Source organism: Gluconobacter sp. Dm-44, assembly GCF_018256175.1.
Classification (GTDB): domain Bacteria; phylum Pseudomonadota; class Alphaproteobacteria; order Acetobacterales; family Acetobacteraceae; genus Gluconobacter; species Gluconobacter cadivus.
This window is the reverse complement of the sequence record NZ_JAERLZ010000003.1, coordinates 205,020-225,363: the sequence shown is the minus strand read 5'-3', so window position 1 is coordinate 225,363 and position 20,344 is coordinate 205,020. Positions and strand designations below refer to the sequence as shown.

The 20,344-nt window shown below is 59.5% G+C and carries 22 protein-coding genes and 2 tRNA genes; 6 read left to right on the top strand and 18 right to left on the bottom strand.

Annotated features, from left to right (window positions below; all coding sequences use genetic code 11):
- Positions 1-26: 26 nt before the first annotated feature.
- Positions 27-1,568, top strand: a complete 1,542-nt coding sequence (locus JK213_RS06320) for an APC family permease (protein WP_194262043.1) — start codon at positions 27-29, stop codon at positions 1,566-1,568.
- On the opposite strand, the gene JK213_RS06315 is transcribed toward JK213_RS06320, so the two are convergent.
- Positions 1,560-2,759 (bottom strand): mechanosensitive ion channel family protein, encoded by a 1,200-nt coding sequence (locus tag JK213_RS06315; protein WP_194262044.1) that lies wholly within the window; start codon positions 2,757-2,759, stop codon positions 1,560-1,562. The genes JK213_RS06320 and JK213_RS06315 overlap by 9 nt on opposite strands.
- A 215-nt stretch (positions 2,760-2,974) precedes the next feature.
- Here JK213_RS06315 and JK213_RS06310 point away from each other — a divergent pair.
- Together JK213_RS06310 and JK213_RS06305 are read left to right on the top strand one after the other, a co-directional pair.
- Positions 2,975-3,049: transfer RNA gene (locus tag JK213_RS06310), tRNA-Met, on the top strand.
- A gap of 75 nt (positions 3,050-3,124) precedes the next feature.
- Positions 3,125-3,994, top strand: coding sequence for a glycosyltransferase family 2 protein (locus tag JK213_RS06305; RefSeq protein ID WP_194262045.1), 870 nt, complete (start codon positions 3,125-3,127; stop codon positions 3,992-3,994).
- 60 nt (positions 3,995-4,054) lie between these two features.
- Here JK213_RS06305 and JK213_RS06300 read toward each other — a convergent pair whose 3' ends face one another.
- Positions 4,055-4,516: a DUF4167 domain-containing protein gene (locus JK213_RS06300; RefSeq protein WP_228125447.1), complete on the bottom strand. Its 462-nt coding sequence runs from the start codon at positions 4,514-4,516 to the stop codon at positions 4,055-4,057.
- 277 nt (positions 4,517-4,793) lie between these two features.
- A complete protein-coding gene (gene prmC / locus JK213_RS06295) occupies positions 4,794-5,639 on the bottom strand; it encodes a peptide chain release factor N(5)-glutamine methyltransferase (protein ID WP_194262047.1) in 846 nt (281 codons plus the stop codon).
- Between the two features lie 30 nt (positions 5,640-5,669).
- On the opposite strand from prmC, the gene JK213_RS06290 reads away from it, so the two are divergent.
- Positions 5,670-6,140 (top strand): hypothetical protein, encoded by a 471-nt coding sequence (locus tag JK213_RS06290; protein WP_194262048.1) that lies wholly within the window; start codon positions 5,670-5,672, stop codon positions 6,138-6,140.
- Between the two features lie 3 nt (positions 6,141-6,143).
- On the opposite strand, the gene prfA is transcribed toward JK213_RS06290, so the two are convergent.
- The 6 genes from prfA to JK213_RS06260 all read right to left on the bottom strand — a co-directional run bounded on the left by prfA (position 6,144) and on the right by JK213_RS06260 (position 13,361).
- Complete coding sequence (gene prfA / locus JK213_RS06285; protein WP_099286407.1) at positions 6,144-7,205, bottom strand: peptide chain release factor 1; 1,062 nt, start codon at positions 7,203-7,205, stop codon at positions 6,144-6,146.
- A 4-nt stretch (positions 7,206-7,209) separates the two neighbouring features.
- Positions 7,210-8,457, bottom strand: a complete 1,248-nt coding sequence (gene hisS, locus JK213_RS06280; protein ID WP_194262049.1) for a histidine--tRNA ligase — start codon at positions 8,455-8,457, stop codon at positions 7,210-7,212.
- The gene (ispG, locus tag JK213_RS06275; RefSeq protein WP_062031453.1) at positions 8,457-9,602 is read right to left on the bottom strand and encodes a flavodoxin-dependent (E)-4-hydroxy-3-methylbut-2-enyl-diphosphate synthase; all 1,146 of its coding nucleotides are present in this window, start codon (positions 9,600-9,602) and stop codon (positions 8,457-8,459) included. Before ispG ends, hisS begins: the two co-directional genes overlap by 1 nt.
- 92 nt (positions 9,603-9,694) lie before the next feature.
- Positions 9,695-10,945 carry a helix-turn-helix domain-containing protein gene (locus JK213_RS06270; protein ID WP_194262050.1) on the bottom strand — a complete coding sequence of 417 codons (1,251 nt, stop codon included), beginning with the start codon at positions 10,943-10,945 and terminating at the stop codon, positions 9,695-9,697.
- A gap of 14 nt (positions 10,946-10,959) precedes the next feature.
- A complete protein-coding gene (locus tag JK213_RS06265; protein ID WP_194262051.1) occupies positions 10,960-12,039 on the bottom strand; it encodes a nitronate monooxygenase in 1,080 nt (359 codons plus the stop codon).
- Complete coding sequence (locus JK213_RS06260; RefSeq protein WP_194262052.1) at positions 12,036-13,361, bottom strand: aspartate kinase; 1,326 nt, start codon at positions 13,359-13,361, stop codon at positions 12,036-12,038. The genes JK213_RS06265 and JK213_RS06260 overlap by 4 nt, the downstream gene beginning before the upstream one ends.
- Before the next feature lie 164 nt (positions 13,362-13,525).
- On the opposite strand from JK213_RS06260, the gene ubiG reads away from it, so the two are divergent.
- A complete protein-coding gene (gene ubiG, locus JK213_RS06255; RefSeq protein ID WP_194262053.1) occupies positions 13,526-14,281 on the top strand; it encodes a bifunctional 2-polyprenyl-6-hydroxyphenol methylase/3-demethylubiquinol 3-O-methyltransferase UbiG in 756 nt (251 codons plus the stop codon).
- Between the two features lie 62 nt (positions 14,282-14,343).
- Here the strand turns inward: ubiG and JK213_RS06250 are convergent, their stop codons facing one another.
- The 7 genes from JK213_RS06250 to JK213_RS06220 all read right to left on the bottom strand — a co-directional run bounded on the left by JK213_RS06250 (position 14,344) and on the right by JK213_RS06220 (position 18,691).
- Entirely contained in the window at positions 14,344-15,615 is a 1,272-nt protein-coding gene (locus tag JK213_RS06250; RefSeq protein WP_194262054.1) for a lactonase family protein, read from the bottom strand.
- A 72-nt stretch (positions 15,616-15,687) separates the two neighbouring features.
- Complete coding sequence (locus JK213_RS06245; protein WP_228125429.1) at positions 15,688-16,137, bottom strand: DUF2147 domain-containing protein; 450 nt, start codon at positions 16,135-16,137, stop codon at positions 15,688-15,690.
- A gap of 33 nt (positions 16,138-16,170) precedes the next feature.
- Positions 16,171-16,428, bottom strand: coding sequence for a glutaredoxin 3 (gene grxC, locus JK213_RS06240; RefSeq protein WP_194262056.1), 258 nt, complete (start codon positions 16,426-16,428; stop codon positions 16,171-16,173).
- Between the two features lie 7 nt (positions 16,429-16,435).
- Positions 16,436-17,203: a ComF family protein gene (locus tag JK213_RS06235; protein ID WP_228125430.1), complete on the bottom strand. Its 768-nt coding sequence runs from the start codon at positions 17,201-17,203 to the stop codon at positions 16,436-16,438.
- The gene (locus JK213_RS06230; RefSeq protein WP_194262057.1) at positions 17,203-17,397 is read right to left on the bottom strand and encodes a DUF3553 domain-containing protein; all 195 of its coding nucleotides are present in this window, start codon (positions 17,395-17,397) and stop codon (positions 17,203-17,205) included. Before JK213_RS06230 ends, JK213_RS06235 begins: the two co-directional genes overlap by 1 nt.
- A gap of 111 nt (positions 17,398-17,508) precedes the next feature.
- Positions 17,509-18,393, bottom strand: a complete 885-nt coding sequence (gene galU / locus JK213_RS06225; RefSeq protein WP_194262058.1) for a UTP--glucose-1-phosphate uridylyltransferase GalU — start codon at positions 18,391-18,393, stop codon at positions 17,509-17,511.
- 212 nt (positions 18,394-18,605) lie between these two features.
- Positions 18,606-18,691 (bottom strand) — tRNA-Leu (locus JK213_RS06220).
- 59 nt (positions 18,692-18,750) lie between these two features.
- Between JK213_RS06220 and lipB the strand changes: the two genes are divergently transcribed.
- Complete coding sequence (gene lipB, locus JK213_RS06215; protein ID WP_194262059.1) at positions 18,751-19,452, top strand: lipoyl(octanoyl) transferase LipB; 702 nt, start codon at positions 18,751-18,753, stop codon at positions 19,450-19,452.
- Here the strand turns inward: lipB and JK213_RS06210 are convergent.
- Together JK213_RS06210 and JK213_RS06205 are read right to left on the bottom strand one after the other, a co-directional pair.
- A complete protein-coding gene (locus JK213_RS06210; RefSeq protein ID WP_194262060.1) occupies positions 19,433-20,026 on the bottom strand; it encodes an outer membrane lipoprotein carrier protein LolA in 594 nt (197 codons plus the stop codon). The genes lipB and JK213_RS06210 overlap by 20 nt on opposite strands.
- Entirely contained in the window at positions 20,023-20,325 is a 303-nt protein-coding gene (locus tag JK213_RS06205) for a BolA family transcriptional regulator (protein ID WP_194262061.1), read from the bottom strand. Before JK213_RS06205 ends, JK213_RS06210 begins: the two co-directional genes overlap by 4 nt.
- Positions 20,326-20,344: the final 19 nt, after the last annotated feature.

The following is a 20,344-nucleotide window of genomic DNA, read 5'->3' as shown; positions in this document are numbered from 1 at the left end:
CCGTTTTTCGCGGCACATTACGGATCATGCCAGCATCGATACAATCTCCTCCTGACGTTTCCGGATCAGGTCGCCGGAAGACCCTTGAACAGGTCCTGTTCGAAAACGATACGAACGGCCTCAAGCGCAGCCTGACGGCGACCCAACTGGTCATTCTTGGCGTCGGGTCCACGATCGGCGCTGGCATCTATGTCATGACCGGCACGGCGGCGGCCGAATATGCCGGTCCGTCCGTTCTGATCTCTTTCGTCATTGCCGCCCTCGCCTGCCTGTTCACCGCGTTTTCCTATGGCGAACTGTCTTCGACGCTCCCTGTATCGGGATCGGCCTATTCCTATGCCTATATCTCAATGGGCGAAAAAGTGGCCTGGATGGTCGGCTGGCTGCTGCTTCTGGAATACGGCATCTCGTGTTCTGCCGTTGCCGCCGGTCTTTCAGGCTATGCCAGCTCCCTTCTGGGCATCACCGGCTTTCATATTCCTGCGGCTTTGACCCATGCCACACTTCAACCCGTTGCAGGCACGGCTGGAGCGCAGATCAGCGCAGGATGGCGCTTCGACCTGATCGGCTTCGTAGCAACGCTTCTCGTCACGGCCCTGCTCGTGCGCGGCATTGAGGAATCAGCCCGCGTCAACACCATGATCGTGGCGCTCAAGGTCGGCGTTCTGTTCGTCTTCGTGGCGTTTGGGATCGGTGCCATCAATCCGGCAAACTGGCATCCGTTCATTCCCCCCAGCGAAGGTGGGTTTCATTATGGCGTGCGCGGCATCTTTCGTGCGGCCTCGGTCATTTTCTTTGCCTATGTCGGGTTTGAAGCTGTTTCCACCGCTTCTGCCGAGGCCCGCAATCCCACGCGTGACGTGCCGATCGGCATTATCGGAAGTCTGCTGATCTGCACGGTCGTCTATATGATCGTCGCCACGGTCCTGCTCGGGATCGTACCCTATCGTGAACTGGACGTACCGGATCCGCTCGCAATTGCCGTGAAGATCATGCACACGCCCTGGCTGGCGCTGCTGGTCAATGTTGGGGCCACGATCGGTCTGTGCTCGGTACTGATGGGACTGATGTATGCCCAGTCCCGCGTTCTGCTGACCATCAGCCGCGACGGCCTGATCCCGCAGATCTTTTCCGTCATCCATCCTCAGCTCCGCACGCCGTGGATCGGCACGATCGTGCTTGGCCTTGTTGTTGCCCTAATCACCGCGACACTGCCGATCGACATCATCAGCGACCTCGTGTCCATCGGAACGGCGGCTGCGTTCGGAATTGTGTGCTTCACCGTGATCTGGCAGCGCAACACGCGCCCGGACATTGTTCGCCCCTTCAGTGTCCCGCTGGGCGGTATCCGTATCCGCGGGTTCTGGATCGGTACGACACCTGCGCTGGGCATCCTGTTCTGTCTGGTGATGACCATCCCGCTGGTTTCAGACATGGTCAGCGCCGTCAGAAGCGGCAATCCGGTGCCATTGGTCCTTCTGGTGACCTATCTGGTTCTGGGCGTCGCAACATACGTCTTCTACGGCCGCAGACACTCAAAAATGCGCCCGGGACTACCTTTAGTCTGACGACATCGACGCACTGCTCATTCCGGGCCCCATATAACTTCCCGGTGGCGGGCGTCCGATCGGGGGCGCCATCTGCTCCCATGGGTCCTGCCCGCCCGGACCGGAAGGCATCATGGAAAAACGCGAACGCGGGAGTGCTTCGGGGCATTCATCGCGGATCCGGGCGATGATTTTTTCGCGGATATCGCACCGCAGATCCCAGCTCTGAAGCGCCGTACGTGCGCTGGCGATGATACGGATGGACATGACATGCGCGTTGCAGTCGGCCACCTGCACGTCGAACACACGCCCGTCCCACAACGGGCAGCCCCGCACGATCTCATTCAGCATCTCGCGGATCTTATCCATCGGCGCCTGATAATCGACCCACAGGAACACCACGCCGATGATGGCCGCGGAATTATGCGTCCAGTTCTCGAACTGGTTCTCCAGAAAATACGAGATCGGCACGATATGCCGCCTCCAGTCCCAGACACGCAGCACCACATAAGTCGCGTTGATTTCTTCCACCCAGCACCAGTCACCATTGATGATGATCAGATCTTCCATGCGGATCGGCTGCGTAAGCGCAATCTGTACGCCTGCGATCAGGTTCGTCAGAAGCCCCCGTGCTGACAGGCCGACGATCAGGGACGCCGCACCCGCTGAGGCGAACAGTGACAGTCCGTACTGCTTGACGGACGGGAACAGCATCAGGGCCGATGCTACCGTCACAATCCCCACCAGAATCTCCGTCAGCCGCCGCAGGACGCGGATCTGCGTCTGGTGCGAGCGGATCATGATGTCGTCGGTCTGCTCCCGCGATGCGAGGCGGTTGAGATAGACCTCCGTCATGATCCGGAAGACCATGATCGCCGAGAAACCGAAGGTCAGGATCAGCAGAAACAGCAAAAAGAGCTGAAAGTTATCTTCCTGTGCCGCCGTGAAGCCTGTTGCAGCCGGGAGCGCCGACAGCATGGCCAGCAGGGCGACCATCAGCCGCGTCGGCCTGCGCAGGGACGAAACGATGCGCCGGATCAACGCGGCCTTGCGCGATCCGGGGATTTTCAGAAGCTGTGTCGTGACAAGATTGCCGCAATAGAACGCCAGCACCCCCACTACCACAAGCATCAGCACCGAAACGACGGATGCCGGAAGCCAGGTGAAATAGGATCTTATGGCAAACAGGGTGCTGACAAAGTGCTGCATCACCAGACGAAAGACTCCTTGCATCGTGAGAAACTGGAAAAGCCCTGAAGGCCGGATTGATTGGAAAACCCTGATACCTCAAATGCCACGGGCAGCCGCAGGAATGCGACCCGTAAAAAACATCTTATTTTATGCCGCATTTTCCTGAACCTAACGTGTTGACACCCGGAAAGATCCCCCTTAAAACCCCGCCACAACGCCGGTTCAACCGGCAGGATGGCGGTGTAGCTCAGTGGTAGAGCAGGGGAATCATAATCCCTTGGTCGGCGGTTCAAATCCGTCCACCGCTACCATTCTTTTCCCGAAAAATTCGTTTTTTCCTGATCCAGACGCTGCTGCGTGGGGTCATTTCCTGTAGTCTGCGGGACATGATTAAAAAGCCCCTCGCCGTCGTGACCATGGTTTATAATGAACCGGAGCATCTTCAGGTCTGGCGGCGTCATTATGGCGCACAGGTTGGGGAAAGCGCCTGTTACATCATCGATCACGGGTCAGATGACGGGTGTACGACGCATCTTGGACAGGTGAATGTCGTTCGAATTCCCCGCTCTCCCCAAGACGACGAACGCCGCACCCGGGCGGTCGGAAAATTCTGTGACAGTCTGCTCGAATGGTATGATAGCGTCATCTATACGGATGTGGACGAAATCCTCCTCGCGGACCCCGCTTTCTTCCCTTCCCTGACTGAATTCGCGCTGCTGAACCGAAGCCCCGTGGTCACGGCGACAGGCTTTGACGTCATCCACCGTCCGGATGAGGAAGGCCCGTTCGACTACAGCCGTCCCGTCTCTTTACAGCGCCGCCATCTCCGCTTTTCGAGCGCGATGTGCAAACCGGTTCTCACCCGCATTCCCATCACCTGGGCTCCGGGTTTCCACTGCTGCGAAGAAGCGGTTCCCAGCCTCGCCGCTCCTCTTTTCCTGTTCCATCTGCGTTATGCTGATCTGGGTTCGGGTCTGGCGCGGCTGGAGCGGACCCGCAGGCAGCCCTGGGTCTCGGAAGACGTTGGACGTCATCAGCGCCTCGACAATGCGGACTGGGAAAATATGCTGCTTGGAATGGCAGGACTACCCAGAACGGAAAGCACGCTCGACAATCGGGACGCGCGCCTCATGCACTGGCGACAGCAGGTCGAGGATAGCACCCAGACGCGCCTGAACGACCTGTACCGTCTTGATCTGCATCTGAGCGGGACAGAACTCTGGCGCCTGCCAGACCGCTTTGTAGGACGCGTCTGAGGTACAAAAAAACCGGCTCCTTACGGGCCGGTCTTTTTGAGGCGCTGAAGACAGAACGTCTTATTCTGCTTCGACTTCCGCCGCACGACGATCATGATCTTCATCGGAGGAACGCTCCGAAGCATAGTCGCCTTCCTGCTCGGATGACGGGGCCTCGTCTTCACCACGCTCACCGCGTGCCTCACGACGGTCTTCGTAAGCTCGCTGCCGCTGCTGCTGGCGCTCGTTACGTTCCTGCTGGCTTTTCTCAGCGGCCTGATTCATGGCGTTGAGAATACGGAAATAATGCTCCGCATGCTGGAAATAGGCTTCTGCAAGAATGCGGTCGCCAGTTCCGGTTGCGTCGCGGCCAAGCTGGAGATACTTCTCGAATAGCTGCTGCGCCGTACCGCGGACCCTGAGATCAGGCCCGTTACTGTCAAACACATGGTTGCGGTTCAGAGGTGTCTGGGCATTGCTACTGCTACGTGACGGCCCACTGCCCGCACGATGATGCCGGCCTCTTATGCGCTTCATATTCATCGACCCGTGATGCACTTTCATGATGACGTGGACCGTTCTGCAAGCACAGAAAGTTCCGACCGCCGCTATCGAAAAAGACGTCTGTCTGTTCCGCTATGGCTGAACCCGGCTCAGCCAGTCTTCCATCGTCAGTGCAGAATGACGTGAACGATGGGCAAAGATACGCCTGAGAGTGTCTGTAAAACACCTTCAAATTCGTATGCATTGGCTTTAGCCATACCAAGTTCCGTCAGTCAAGCCAACGGTTTTTCGTTATCTCACGCCATTGTCTGTCTTCTTATCCGGGCAAATGCAAAACCAGCGCTCTTTCCACCCCCCCCAGATCTTTTCGACGCCCCACGTCCTGCAGACCATTCTGCCCTCCCAGTTCGGACACGTCGTTGATCTGCCCGATCCCCATCTCAAAGATGGCATGTCCTCCCGGCACCAGCAGATCCGGCAGGGCGGCACACAGAATACGATACGCCTCAAGCCCGTCTGCCCCGCCGTCAAGAGCCCGCGCGGGTTCATAGCGCACAACTTCGGGCATCAGATCCGACAGATCACCGGTCTCGATATAAGGCGGATTAGAGAGCACGATATCGAACCGGGCATTCAGGGCTTCCGCCCAGCTTCCGGCGAAAAAAACGCTCCGTGGCCCAAGCCCGGTACGAACAGAATTGCGTCGCGCCAGAGCTGCCGCCTGAGGAGATAAATCGACGCCTACGCCTGTTGCCTGCGGGTATTCCGACAGGGCGGCGAGCAGCAGACAACCCGTTCCCGTGCCCAGATCCAGAATGGACAGCGGTGCATCCCGATCAGGGTGGATATCCAGCAACGCTTCGATCAAGGCCTCGCTGTCGGCACGGGGGATCAGCGTGTCGCGCCCCGTCTCCATATCCAGTGTCCAGAAACCCGTCTCGCCCGTGATGAACGCCAGAGGCTCCCGATTCAGTCTGCGGGTCAGGGCCTCTGCGAATCGTGTCTGCTGGACGTCATCCACGCCATCCAGAGACAGCAGCCCTCCCAAATCCCGTCCTGTCGCCCAGCACAGCAGAAGCCGCGCTTCGCGACGCGCATCTTCGATTCCGACCCGTTCCAGTGCCTGTGAGGCCTCGCGCAAAAGATCATCTTTGGCCATCATCTTCAAAGCGAACCTGCTATAGTTGGTGTCATGACGTCCAAACGTGCATTCCTCTTTTCCGCCCTGATGCTTGGCTGCACCCTCACCCCCGTTCAGGCGCAGTCAGACCTGTCCAGGGAACTGCCCCCGTCCTTTACGGTAACGGACGAGCGTGCGCCCGAAGAAATTTCGGAAGTCTCGCGCCTGTATCTGGATGGCAATCTGGTTGCAACATTCAGACTCGGGCTGTCCAAGGCCCATGAGACGCAGACCATCGTGCTTCCGGTTGGCCGTTCCGATGTGGATTACGCCCTGTGCGGAGAAATCACCATTGTACGGAATGGCCATCAGGAAACCCATCAGGTGAGCAGCGAGGGCCAGCTCCACCATCCTGAAGGCCATTCCCTCGACGCCGTGGGCAGCAACAATTTCACGGACTTCTTTCTGGTCGATTACGACGATGCCGCTGTCGCAACCCATCGGCATGGCCGCGCTGCCGTTTGTGCCACACCCAACACCTGAAGCTTAAAAGCCTGCGGCAGCGAGCAGTTCCGTCTGTTCTTCCCGGGTCAGGGCGTCGATGATCTCGTCGAATTCACCGCTCATGATCCGGTCGATCTTGTAGAGCGTCAGATTGATCCTGTGGTCCGTCACGCGACCCTGCGGAAAATTATAGGTCCGGATGCGCTCCGAACGATCCCCCGTCCCGACTTGTGATTTCCGGTCTGCTGCCCGGGTAGCATGAAGCTGTGCACGCTCGCGTTCGTAAAGCCGCGCGCGCAGGATCTTCAAAGCTTTGGCCTTGTTCTTGTGCTGGCTTTTCTCTTCCTGCATCGCCACCACGATCCCGCTGGGCATATGCGTAATGCGGACTGCACTTTCAGTCTTGTTGACGTGCTGACCACCCGCACCGGATGCCCGATAAACGTCAATCCGCAGATCATCGTCATTGATCGTGACATCGACCTCTTCGGCTTCCGGCAACACAGCAACGGTCACGGTCGAGGTATGGATGCGACCCTGACTTTCGGTCGCCGGAACGCGCTGCACGCGGTGCACGCCGGATTCGTATTTCAGACGCGCGAAGACCGAGCGGCCTGAAATGGTCGCCATGCCTTCCTTCAGGCCTGCGACTTCATTTTCGGAATATTCCATGACTTCGAAACGCCAGCCATTCTGTTCCGAAAAGCGGCGATAGGCATCGAAGAGTTCCGCGGCGAACAAACCAGCCTCGTCGCCGCCAGCGGCAGGTCGGATTTCAAGAATGGCGCTGCGCTCATCCGCCGCATCTTTCGGCAGGAGTGCCAGACGGAGCGCATGCTGGAGATCGGGCAGGGTCGCCTCGATCTCCGCCAGTTCCATCTGCGCCAGTTCACGCATTTCCGGGTCATCGAGCAGGGCCTGCGCCCCGGCTTTCTGTTCCTCGGCACTTTTCCAGGCCTGAATGGATGCGACCACCGGCTCCAGTTCGGCATATTCCTGCGACAGACGGGTGAAATCCTCACCCGTCAGATCGCCGGAAGACATCAGGGCCTGAACTTCCTCTGAACGCGCGACAATTCGCTCAAGCCTGTCGTCAAACGCCATACGCTCAGGCGCGTCCTGCGCTCAGAAGACGCACCAGATCCGTGACCGGAACTTCCTGCTGCTCGCGGCTGGACAGATCCCGAAGCTGCACGACATCCTTGGCGATTTCCTCGTCGCCCAGAACAATCGCATGAGACGCGCCGGACTTCACCACGCGCTCCATCCGTTTTTTCAGATTGCCGCGCGTTTCGATTTCGGCCCTCAATCCCGCAGAACGCAGCGCGCGTGCAATGGACGCAGCCTTGAGAACAGCCGGATCGCCCATGGGCACCAGCGTAATGCCCGCCGGAAGCTCCGGTGCGCTGTCCAGCAGCATTGCCAGACGCTCAATCCCGCCAGCCCAGCCGATCGCCGGGATGGCCGGACCGCCCATCTGCTCGACCAGCCCTTCATACCGGCCACCGGCCAGCACGGTGCCCTGAGCCCCGAGCTTCGAGGTCACAAACTCGAACGCTGTATGGCTGTAGTAATCAAGGCCGCGGACGATGCGCGGGTTTTCAACGAAGTCCACGCCGAATGCCTGAAGGCTGGAGCGGAGCGTGTCCCAGAACTGGCGGGATTCATCGTTCAGATAGTCCGCGAATGCCGGGGCGTCGTCGAGCAGTTTGCGGTCCTGCTCCGACTTGCTGTCCAGAATCCGCAGCGGATTGGCTTCAAGCCGGACCCGGCTCTCTTCCGACAGCGCATCGGCATGATCGCGGAAATAGGCGACCAGAGCCTCACGCCATGCCTGACGGCTGGCCAGATCACCAAGCGTGTTGAGTTCCAGCGTGACGTGATCGCCCAGACCCAGTTCGCGCAGGATGTCCTGCGCCATGGCGATCGTCTCAGCGTCCCGCAGCGGACTTTCCGCGCCGATCAGTTCTGCACCGATCTGGTGGAACTGGCGGTAGCGTCCCTTCTGCGGGCGTTCGTAGCGGAACATCGGCCCGTGATAGAACACCTTCTGCGGCAGGGACTGCGTCAGACCGTTCGTAACCAGCGCGCGGCAGATCGCCGCCGTGCCTTCGGGTCGCAGGGTGATACTCTCACCGCCGCGATCCTCGAACGTATACATCTCCTTGGACACGACATCGGACGTCTCGCCGAGCGTGCGCGAAAAGACGCGCGTGTCCTCGAAGATGGGCGTGCTCCATTCCTCGAACCCATAAGTCCGCAGAACCCGGCGCGCCGTCTCCACGACATGGTGGTGGCGACGCATCGTGTCGCCAATAAGGTCGTGTGTCCCGCGAGGGGGCTGAAGTCCGGACATCAGTGCGCTGCCGGGTCCATCTGCTTGGCCGTGGAGGCCTCGACCTTACCCGCCTCAATGTCTGCGACCTTCTTTTCCACGAGGTCCACAATATGCTCGATCATGTCGCCACCCGGCATCGTGTGGTCCTGACGACCGGCCGCATAGACCATGTGACGGCCATTGCCGCCACCGGTCACGCCGAGATCGGTCATCAATGCCTCACCGGGGCCATTCACCACGCAGCCGATGATGGACAGCGTCAGCGGCGTCTTGATGTGCTGGAGGCGATCTTCCAGCGTCTGGACCGTCTCGACGACATTGAAGCCCTGACGGGCACAGGACGGGCAGGAAATGATCTTCACACCGCGATGACGCAGGCCGAGGGACTTCAGGATATCCCAGCCGACCAGCACTTCCTCTTCCGGAGCAGCCGAGAGCGACACACGCATCGTGTCACCCACGCCAGCCCAGAGCAGATTGCCCAGACCGATAGACGACTTCACGGTGCCCGCACGCTTGGAGCCTGCCTCGGTGATGCCGATATGCAGCGGGTGGTCACAGCAATCCGCAAGCTGCTGATAGGCCGCAACCGCCATGAACACGTCGGATGCCTTCACGCTGATTTTGAACTCGTGAAAATCGTGATCCTGAAGGATCTTCGCGTGCTCCAGAGCGCTCTCGACCAGAGCTTCGGGATTGGGCTCACCATATTTTTCAAGCAGGTGCTTTTCCAGCGAACCGGCATTCACGCCGATGCGGATGGAGCAGCCATAATCCTTGGCGGCGTTCACGACTTCCCGCACACGCTCGGCGCTGCCGATATTGCCCGGATTAATTCGCAGGCACGCAGCACCGGCCTTGGCGGCCTCAATGGCGCGCTTATAGTGGAAGTGGATGTCCGCAACGATGGGGACGTTCACTTCACGAACGATTTCTGCAAGAGCCTCGGTGCTGGCCTCATCCGGACAGGAGACGCGGACGATGTCCACGCCAGCCAGTTCGGACAGGCGGATCTGGTCGATCGTGGCCTGTGCGTCCGACGTCAGGGTGTTGGTCATGGTCTGCACGGAAATCGGGGCATCACCACCGACCGCGACCTTGCCGACATGGATCTGGCGCGACTTGCGACGTTCGATGTGCTGATACGGACGGTAGCTGCTCATGATTTACCTCTTCGTGCCCGGTGGAAACCGGAAGCTCTAACGCAGGGGGCTGTATTTTCGGAGCACTGAGCCCCCCTGACGGATATAAGGGTTTAATGCGGTGGCGACGATTGTTCCAGCGGCTGATGTTCAAGCTGCCGGGCATTCAGATCATCGGCCGAAACGTCATGCTCCGGCGGTGGGGTTTTGTGCGGAACGGGTGCCGGAGACGGTTTTGCGGCCACAGGCGGCACGACAGCCGTTGCGTCCGTGGCGGTTGGTGATGGGAGGGCACTGGGCTGAACCGGAAGCGCCACACCCGATCCGAATGAGCCGGAACGGATGGCATCGGCTGTCACCTCGACATTGCGACGGACCTGCCCTTCCCGGCCCAGAGGCGCACTGGTCGCCCCCGCCGTGGTCAGGACCACACCGCCTGCATTCCCGAACGACATGTGAAACGGAGCACCCGCGGGATCGCCCTGCCAGCTTTCGCCCGGCTGCATGACGCGCGACATCAGGACGTGCCCGTCCTTGTCACGAACCTGCGCCCAGACGTGCGACAGCGCCCGCACGACGACAGCCCCTTCTGGAACAGCCGGGGGCAGATCCGTGGCAGGTTGTCCGGGTGTCGGGATTTTTTCAGGCGCGACGGTCTCAGTCGGGGGCGTTGGGACAGGTGCATCATCTTCATCAGAAGACGGAGCCGCTGGTACAGCCTGTTCCGGTGCAGACGCAGGCGGATTTTGCGGGGCCGCAGCCGTCTGCACAGGGCTGGAAACTGTTGGCGGCCCAGCAGGAGTAGGCGACGCAACGACCGGAGCATGAGGCTCGGGCGTGGGTGCGCGTCCGGGCATGACAGAGGCGACCTGTGGGGAGGTCGTGGCAGGAGTTGCCGCGCCCGGCATCAGTTCTGCCACGGCTGGAATCTGACGCTGCGCCGGGGTGTCGTGTGCCGTAAAACGGTACCAGCCGACATAGGCCACAGCGACGACCACCAACCCGGCGCCGACCAGCACGCCGACCGGCAGCCCCCGATCTCCTTCGGGTTGCGGGAAAACCAGCTCCGTCTTGCGTGTTACGGCGCCACGCGTATCGCGCCGGAAGCGCTCGACCAGTGCGTCCGCATCAAGCTGCATGGCATGTGCGTAAGTCCGCAGGAAGCCGACGGCATAAGCCACACCCGGCAGCCCCGAAAGATCGTCCGCTTCAAGCGCTGCCAGAAGCTTCGGGCGGATTCGCAGCCATTCCGCCACATCTTCCAGCCGCCATCCCAGTTCCTCGCGACGCTCGCGCAGCACCTTTCCAACACTGGGCTGGTCAGAAGACTGCGAGAACGGGCGGCTGGAGGACGGAGAGGACATGACCGGATGATCCGTTAGCTGGCAGCGTGAATACGGTTTTCACGCTGCTTTATGGCATCAACGGCCTGCTGCACCAGCGTCGCAAGAATATCGGCGACCGGACGGATTTCCTTGACCATGCCGACGGACTGACCGGCCATGACGGAACCCGTTTCCACGTCACCTTCGATAACAGCACGACGCAGCGCACCAGCCCAGTAATGCTCAATCGAGAGCTGCGCTTCTTCCTTGGTCAGTTCGCCGCTCTGGAACTTCTGAAGTGCTTCGCCCTGAAGACGTGCGTATCGACGGCCACCTTCATTCGACAGGCCCCGAACCGGAATGACCGGGAAGAGCTCGTCAAGCTGGACAGTCGTCACGGCATCACGGGCGTTGGCGCGCAGGAAAGCCTTCTTGAAATTTTCATGCGCGATGCTCTCTTCGGATGCCGCAAACAGCGTTCCGAGCTGCGCACCCGCGGCGCCCTGCTCCAGATAGGACAGGACGGCATCACCACGTCCAAGACCACCAGCCACAAACACCGGCACATCGCGGATATGGGGCAGGATTTCCTGCGCCAGAACCGTCAGCGACACCGGCCCGACATGACCACCGGCTTCCGAGCCTTCGATCACGAGAGCCTCAATGCCCATGCGCACCAGCCGCTTGCCCAGAGCCAGAGCAGGCGCAAAACCGATCGCCCGCGCTCCCCCATCGCGGACCTTGCGGATCGTGGCACTGTTCGGCACGCCGCCTGCAAGCACGATGTGAGAGACGTTGTGCGCCAGACACACATCCACCAGTCGGTCCAGTTCGGGGTGCATGGTGATGAGGTTGACGCCAAACGGACGCTTCGTCATCGCCTGTGTGGCAACGATTTCCTCTTCCAGACGCCCGGGAGACATCGCGCCACAGGCGATGACACCAAACCCACCGGCGTTGGAAATGGCCGAGACGAGATGCCGCTCGCTAACCCAGGACATGGCCCCGCCGAGGATCGCAACTTCACTTCCAAGGAAGTCACAGCCCGGCTTCCACAGCCGGTCCAGCGTCGCGCGGGCGTCCAGAGCCGCGCTCGGGGTCTCGATCAGGGTTTCGATCAGGGTTTCGCTCACGCGTCGGCTTCCTCTTTGGCATCAAGGCCATAAGCCGTGTGCAGTGCGCGCATGGCCAGTTCAGTATATTCGGAATCGATCAGCACCGAGATCTTGATCTCGCTCGTGGAGATGACCTGCACGTTGATGCCGCGATCGGCCAGCGTGCGGAACATCCGCGCGGCCAGACCGGCGTTCGAGCGCATGCCGATGCCCACGACACTGATCTTCACCACGTTATGGGACGTGATCAGCTCGCCATACTGGACGTATTCGCGGGCCTTCTCCAGCACAGAGCGGGCAGCGGCCTCGTCGGCTTTGCTGACCGTGAAGGTCATGTTCGTCAGATTGTCCACGCCAACGCTCTGGACGATCATGTCGACATTGATGTTCGCAGCAGCCAGCGGATCGAAAATCGCGGCAGCGATGCCCGGACGGTCCGGAATATTCCGCACGGAGATTTTCGCTTCGTCATGCGAGTTGGCAATTCCCGCAACCAGTTCCTTCTCCATGATCTCGTCCTCATCAACAACAATCGAACCACTGTCATCATCCGTTTCCGCGAACGATGACAGTACCCGCACCCGGACATTCTCACGCATGGCGAGGCCGACACTGCGGGTCTGAAGTACCTTGGCGCCTACGGAAGCCAGTTCAAGCATCTCTTCGTAAGTGATGCGATCCAGCTTCTTTGCGCGTTTCACGATGCGCGGATCGGTCGTGTAGATCCCGTCCACGTCGGTATAAATATCACACTGATCGGCATGGATGGCAGCCGCAACGGCCACGGCGGAGGTATCCGATCCGCCTCGTCCCAGCGTTGCGATCCGTCCATCAGGCCCTACGCCCTGAAAGCCTGCGACAACCGGCACGATCCCATCGTCCAGACAGGCCAGCAGCGCCGTGCCGTCCACGCTCTCGATAGCGGCTTTGCCGTGGGCGTCATCCGTCACAAGCGGGATCTGCCAGCCCTGAAACGACCGCGCTTTCACGCCAAGCGCCTGAAGCGCGATGGAGACAAGCCCGCTTGTCACCTGCTCGCCCGCCGCCACCACGGCATCATATTCCTTCGGATCGGCCAGCGGGTCGAGTTCCGCACAATATCCGACCATCCGGTTCGTCACACCCGCCATCGCCGACACAACAACCGCCACGCGGCGGCCGCGGTCATGTTCCGCCTTCACGCGTTTCGCAACGTTCCGGATACGCTCGATATTTCCGACGGATGTACCGCCGAATTTCATGACAACCGTCTTCCGTTTCCCAATTTCGCCAGTCATGGCGGCATGAGGATCGGCACGACCGGAAAGCTGGTCGTGGACGGGAGTATCGGGCATGGACATCGCGGATAAGGCTCCAGTACGTGTCTGGCGTTGCGCGCTCGGGTCTGGCATCGGGTACCGCAAAACACCCGGCGCCTGAACAGACTCTGCCGGTCCACATACTCGTCTCGCTCCGCCACGTCCAGATGACGCACGGCAGACAGGCACACAGAAGGACAGTTCTGATGCCCACAGAAACATCTCCGGGACAGGATTTCAGACGTTCATCCGTTTCGGAATCCGAAATTGCCCATTTCAGCGCTCTGGCAGAAGACTGGTGGAATCCGCGCGGCCCTATGGCCCCGCTTCATGCCATGAACCCCTTACGAACCGAATGGGTCAGCCGGCATGTCGCTCCTCTGCGCGCCGCTTCCGCCGGACCTCTAAGCCTGCTCGATATCGGCTGCGGCGCGGGTCTGGCCAGCGAGGCCTATGCCAAACTCGGGTTTGAAACACTCGGAATCGATGCCAGCGCCGCCGGGATCCGGGCAGCCGAAGCACATCTGGCTCAGCATCCCCTCTCTCCCGAAGCTGCCCCCCTGTCCTATCGCAATGGCAGTGCGGAAGACCTTGTCGCGGAAGGGGCGCGGTTCGACGTCGTCAATGCGCTTGAAGTCATCGAACATGTCAATGATCCGCAGGAGTTTCTGCTCATGCTGGCTACGCTGACGAAGCCGGGCGGTATGGTTGCTGTGTCCACGCTGAACCGCACGCCACGCTCTTTCGCTGTCGCCAAACTCGGTGCGGAATATCTGCTGCGGATGCTGCCTGTGGGCACGCATGACTGGAAGAAGTTCATCAAACCCGACGAACTGGCCGCCATGGCCCGACAGGCCGGTCTGCGGATGCTGGACATCGCGGGCATGAGCTATGTGCCGTTCAAATGGCGCGAAAGCCGCGACACCGGCATCAACTACATCGCGATTTTCCGCAAGGACTGAACAAAAAAGGCGCTTGCAGCGGGATCATCCGCCGCAAGCGCCTTAATCGCAGAAAGGGCTGATCAGGCCTGCGTGTTCATGAACGCGAAGGTCGTCGGACTTCCGACGGGCGTGAAATTGTTCGTAAACGCAATTTCGCCCGTCTTTTTGTCCACCCGGAACGAAGTCACGGCATCCGAACGCTGGTTGGCGCAGAACAGGAACGTTCCGGACGGATCGAACATCAGGGCACGGCCATAGTCCGCGTGCATCCAGACTTCGTCCTGAAGTGTAAGTGTTCCATCGGTACCGATGGCGAACACGGCCAGCGAATCACCCAATCGGTTGGACACATAAACGAACTTGCCGCTGGCCGAGATCAGGATTTCCGCCGCCAGCGTCGAGCCACGGAAATGCGATGTGACGGTGCTGACGGTCTGGATATTGCTGATCGCGCCGGTAACCGGATCGAAATTGGAAACAACGACCTTCGAATCCTGTTCGCACAGATTGTACAGAATCCGACCGGAATGATTGAACTGGAAGTGGCGCGGTGCCGACCCCGGCTCCATGTCGTAATATGGCGTCTTAGCCGGGATCAGCTTGCCCGTGTCGAGGTTCAGCGTCCAGACATACACCCGGTCCAGACCCGCATCATCGGCCAGTACGAATTTTCCGCTTGGATCGGAATGAATCATGTGCGGGTGCGAGCCCGAATGATCGGAAACGGCAAAATTACCCTGCGGATTGTCCGCAGCGCGCTCCGGTTGGCGCGGGCCTGTGTTGTGAACCACGTCCGATGCTTCGCCCAGAGATCCGTCCGAGCGGATGGGCAGAACCGCCACATTGCCACCAACATAATTGGCCACCAGCACATAGCGGCCTGAATGGTGGATGCTCACATATGCCGGAACAGCACCCATCGAACTGACGACATTCAGCTTGCGCAGTGAACCGGTTTTGGGGTCGATGGCAAATGCCGTGACGGACCCGTCACCATTCTTGTTGAAATCGTCGATTTCGCTCAGCGCGTAGAGGAAGCGCTGGTCTTTCGAGATCGTCAGGAAGGACGGGCTGGCGATATCGGTGAACGTCGTGATCGGCGTCAGAACGCCCGTATCACGGTCCATATCGAAAACGGCAATGCCCTGCCCGTTTCCGGTTCCGCCGCCCGGGGGGCCGTGTTTCGTATATCCGCCGACAAAGCAGATCGTTTTGGAAACCTGCTTCGGTGGCGGAGGTGGCGTCGGGACCTCCTTCTCAGGATCGGCGGCACCAGCAATACCAGTACCGGCAGCCGCAACACCGGCAACCAGTCCGGCCGCAAAACTGCGGCGGGAAACAGGGTGGGACATGATGGGTCTGCATTCCTTTCGATAGGGTGACGATAACGTCCGGGCCATGATGCCGGTTTCGCGACAACAGACCTAGTGCACGTCTTTCGGTAGCTTGCATTGTGGTCCGACTGGCGGACCGGTGTAGCGGCTCCAGGTCTGGGTTTCGCCCAGAAGAGGCATTCCCAGAACGAATCCGCGCAGCTTCAGAACATTGGGTTGGGAAACCCATATCCGCGCCTGATAGACCCGTCCGGTTCTCGGATCAAGAATATGGCCCTGCCACTTGCGATCCTCGATTGGGACAAAGTCTGTCAGCATACGGATACCGCATTGCGAACGTCCCCAGACGTCTTTTGGCATTTCCCCGTCGTAAGCCATGCCAATCAGTTGACCACAGAGAGCATGCCCGCAGGGCTGGATCGAAAACAACCCATCGTGCCCTTCCGACAGCCACAGGCCCTGTTCGGGAATGTTCTGCGGAAGAGCATCATCCGGAGCAGGAGACTGGGCCCGAACACATGAAAGTGACAGCACAGTCATCAGGAAAGCCGCGAAAAAGCCCGCACAGCGCATTCAGACGGTGCCCAGCAGGGCATCAAGCCGCCCGGCGCGATCAAGGGCCATCAGGTCGTCGCAGCCCCCGAGCGCCTCCCCGTCAACAAACGTCTGAGGCACCGTGCGACGTCCCGAACGACGAATGGAGTCCTCGCGTTCGGCGGATCCGTGCGGGGCGTTGATTTCCTGAAACGTCACGCCCTTGGAGCGCAGAAGACTGACGGCATGCACACAGTAAGGGCATCCAGGCTGGGTAAAAATCTCGATTTTCGGCATAGGATTCTCATTCCTGGACAAAGCGCGGGTTCTGTTCATCCACTCTCCCGGTCCGGGCTGCAACCAAAATATCCACACTTGCCGCCCCGGCCTGCATCAGAGCCAATGTACAGGCCGTCGCCGTGGAGCCTGTCGTCAGCACATCATCCACCAGCAAAACAGCCTGCCCTCTTATGCAGGCGTCCCGCCCTTTTCTGATCCGGATTGCCTGTGTCATCTCCTCTTCGCGCTCTCCGGCGGACAGACGGGCCAGAGCCTTTGTCGAGCGAACACGTTGAAGGGCATCTACCATACATGGCAATCCGGCAAGCCGTGCCACACCCTGCGCCATCAAACCGGCCTGATTGTAACGCCGCTTCCATAATCGGGTGCGATATAGTGGCACCGGCACGACAAGCGTTACTTTCTCCAGCAGATCTTCAGCCGCAACAGCCATATGCCGTGCCAGAACGGCCGCATTTTCGGTATGATCGGAATATTTCAGTGGCAGGATGAGGCGTCGGGACCAACCATCATAAACGAATGCGGCCCGGGCAGAACGCCAGACCGGCGGATGGGCATGACAGGCAGCACAGCAGTTCTGCGTACCTCCAAGCCCCTCATTTTCCAGAGGAACACCACAACGATCACATTGCGGAGAGACGATCCGGTGTGCCGTCTGAAAGCAGGTGCTACAAAAAGCCCCCTCCGTCATGACTTCTGTGCCACAGGCCGCACAGACGGGAGGCAAAAGTGTGTTGAGGAGCGCGCGAGCTATACGACGGCCTGTCCGCATTACCGGGGTTTCGGCAGAAGTCGGAGCGTAATACGGGATGCATCGATCAGGACTTTGCCCTGATGCTGAAAATTGACCGTCACCCGTTCACCGATAGCAGACTGAACCTGCCCCCATCCCCAGTCCGGGTAATCGGGATGCAGAACAATCTGACCTGGCTCAAGAAAAGATTGAAACGGCCCGCCTACTGACATGCTTGCCAGACTCCTCGTCGCAGGATCTGAGCGGATATGGTCTTTAGCTGCTCTACCTGAAAGGTAAAAAACCTTGCAGGCAGAGCAGATCAGAATCGTACCTGACCGGGATCAGGGGGCGTCTGTGTACTGCTTGTACTTCTTGAGGAACGCCTTGACCGACGCCCCGAGATCTTCGCGATCAATCGAGAAGGCAAGCTGGGCCTCAAGGAAGCCGGCCTTGTCGCCGCAGTCAAAGCGCGTGCCTTCATAACGCAGGCCATGGAACGGCACTTCACCGATCGTCTTGGCCATTGCGTCCGTAAGCTGGACTTCGTTGCCTGCACCACGCTCAAGCTTCGCCAGATACTTCATAACATCTGGCGTCAGAACATAGCGGCCGATAATGGACAGGTTCGACGGCGCGTCTTCCGGAGCAGGCTTTTCAACCAGACCCTTCACTTCAACCAGCTTTCCATCGTCGCTACCAACGTCAAGAATGCCGTACCGGTTCGTATGCTCGGGCGGAACTTCCGACACAGCCACGACATTACCACCGGTCTTGTTGTAAGCTTCGACCAGCTGGCCAATGCAGCTGCGCCCCTTGACGATATCGTCCGGCAGCAGGATCGCAAACGGATCATCGCCAATGAAGGAACGGGCGCACCAGATCGCATGTCCGAGGCCCAGCGGCTCCTGCTGACGCACGGCCACAAGAGATCCAGCCTGCACACTGCTGGGAGCCAACGCTTCAAGCGCGCTCTTCTTGCCGCGCTCCTTGAGCGTTGCCTCAAGCTCATAAGCAATATCGAAATAATCGATCAGGCTGTCTTTGCCACGTCCGGTGACCAGACAGAATTCTTCGATCCCGGCTTCGCGAGCTTCGTCGATCGCGTACTGAATCAGCGGCTTGTCGACGACAGGAAGCATTTCCTTCGGCATGGCCTTTGTTGCGGGCAGAAACCGCGTACCAAGACCGGCAACAGGAAGAACAGCTTTTTTCAGTGGTTTGATCACGAAACCTCACACATCATACGAGATGACGCCCGACTGCCGAACGGAAGCCCAGACGCTCTTCAAAGACATTAGAGGAATACCCCTGTCTTAATAGTCTGGCAATAAGATGGCACAGACTATCAGAACCTTAATAAAACCTGCTCCCCTTGAGGGAGAGTAATATTCAGGAGATCCATGATTTTTAATTTGATACACCGACATGTGAATGTCAGTGGTGCGGCCGAGAAGACTCGAACTTCCACGGGGTTGCCCCCACAAGCACCTCAAGCTTGCGCGTCTACCATTCCGCCACGGCCGCCCCGTGACAAACGATCCTGCTTGGTGCATGACCGTCCGGTGTGGGAGGGGCTATAGCCGATGACAGATACGAGGGCAATGACCCAGGATACGATTTATGAAGAAATTTTGTGGACGTCCTCTCCGGGACTGACGCCCTACCCCGATGCTCTGGCGTTCATGGAGGAGCGCGCACGGGCGATTCATCAGGGAACCGCCGCGCCTCTGGTCTGGCTCGTCGAGCATCCGCCCGTTTTTACAGCCGGAACATCAGCCAAGGATGCCGATCTTTATAATCCCTACGGATATCCGACTTATGACGCGGGGCGTGGAGGGCAATGGACCTATCATGGCCCAGGGCAGAGGCTTGGCTATGTGATGATGGATCTGACGAAGTCGAACGGCACCGTCCCTCCCCGCGATCTGCGGGCGTTCGTGGCGGGTCTGGAGGGCTGGATGATCGACGCCCTCGCCCGACTTGGGGTCACGGCCTTCACCCGTGAGGGACGGATTGGCGTCTGGACGGTTGATCCGCTGAGCGGACTTGAAGCCAAGATCGGCGCGTTGGGCATCCGCGTCAGCCGCTGGGTGAGCTGGCATGGCGTGTCAATCAATGTCAGCCCCGATCTGAACGATTTTGACGGGATCGTCCCCTGCGGCATCCGCGAATTCGGTGTCACCAGCCTTCAGCGATTCGACAGCGGCCTGACGATGAAAGATCTGGATGACGCGCTGGCCGACGCATGGCCCGACCGTTTCGGCTCTAACCCGCAGGGGGCGTAAACACGGACGGGACGATCACCACGCCCTGTTTCACATCCGACAGCAGAACGCCGAAATGATGCTGTCGGGCATCCACGCCCTGCAATCCGATCAGGCTCAGCTGGCCGTTCACGTCCGAAAACTGGAGCGTGAGCAGGCCCTGTGAGGGGTTATCGGCCTGGGCTACGGAAATCTGAAGCGATCCGTTCCCATGTCGCACATCCGTGACCTGAATGTCGCCATCAAAGCGGATCGGGTGTTTCAGCAGCAGCCCAAGCGGATTATGTCGCAGCGACAGATGCGTAACAGCGCCTGTTCCCTGATCGTCCAACACAAGATGACCGTCTCCGGCCACGAGTTCCATCGGATGCGGCACGACATAATCCAGTCTCAGATGGCCCGGAATATACGAAAAGCGGCCGCCGCTTTCGCCTGCGTCCGGTCCATGCTGGATAAAAGCCGCCTGCAATCCCTGAATACCGTTCAGATACGCTTCGATGCGATGCACGTCATTCTGATCGGCTTTGGGAAGACGATCATATCCGCTGGTTGCGCAGCCTGAAAGCAGCAGAAGAGCGAAAAGGGCACGTCTCATGGGGTTTGTTCTCCATGCAGGACCAGCGACAGCGCATGAAGACCGGAGCGGAACTCTTCCGCCAGCAGGTCATTGACCAGCCGGTGCCGCGCCACCCGGTTCAGTCCGTCAAAACGCGCACTCGTGATGGCGATGTTGAAATGCGTTTCGCCTCCGCCGCCGAGGGCTTTGGCGCCGGCATGGTGGGCGTGTCGGGCGCTGTCATCCTGGATTTCGAGCTTTGTAGGGGCCAGTCCCTGCTGGAGGAGGGTCGCAATCCGTTCGCGTCGGCTGGAAGGGTGTGCAGTTGTTTCAGACATGATGAAAATCGTCCGGCTT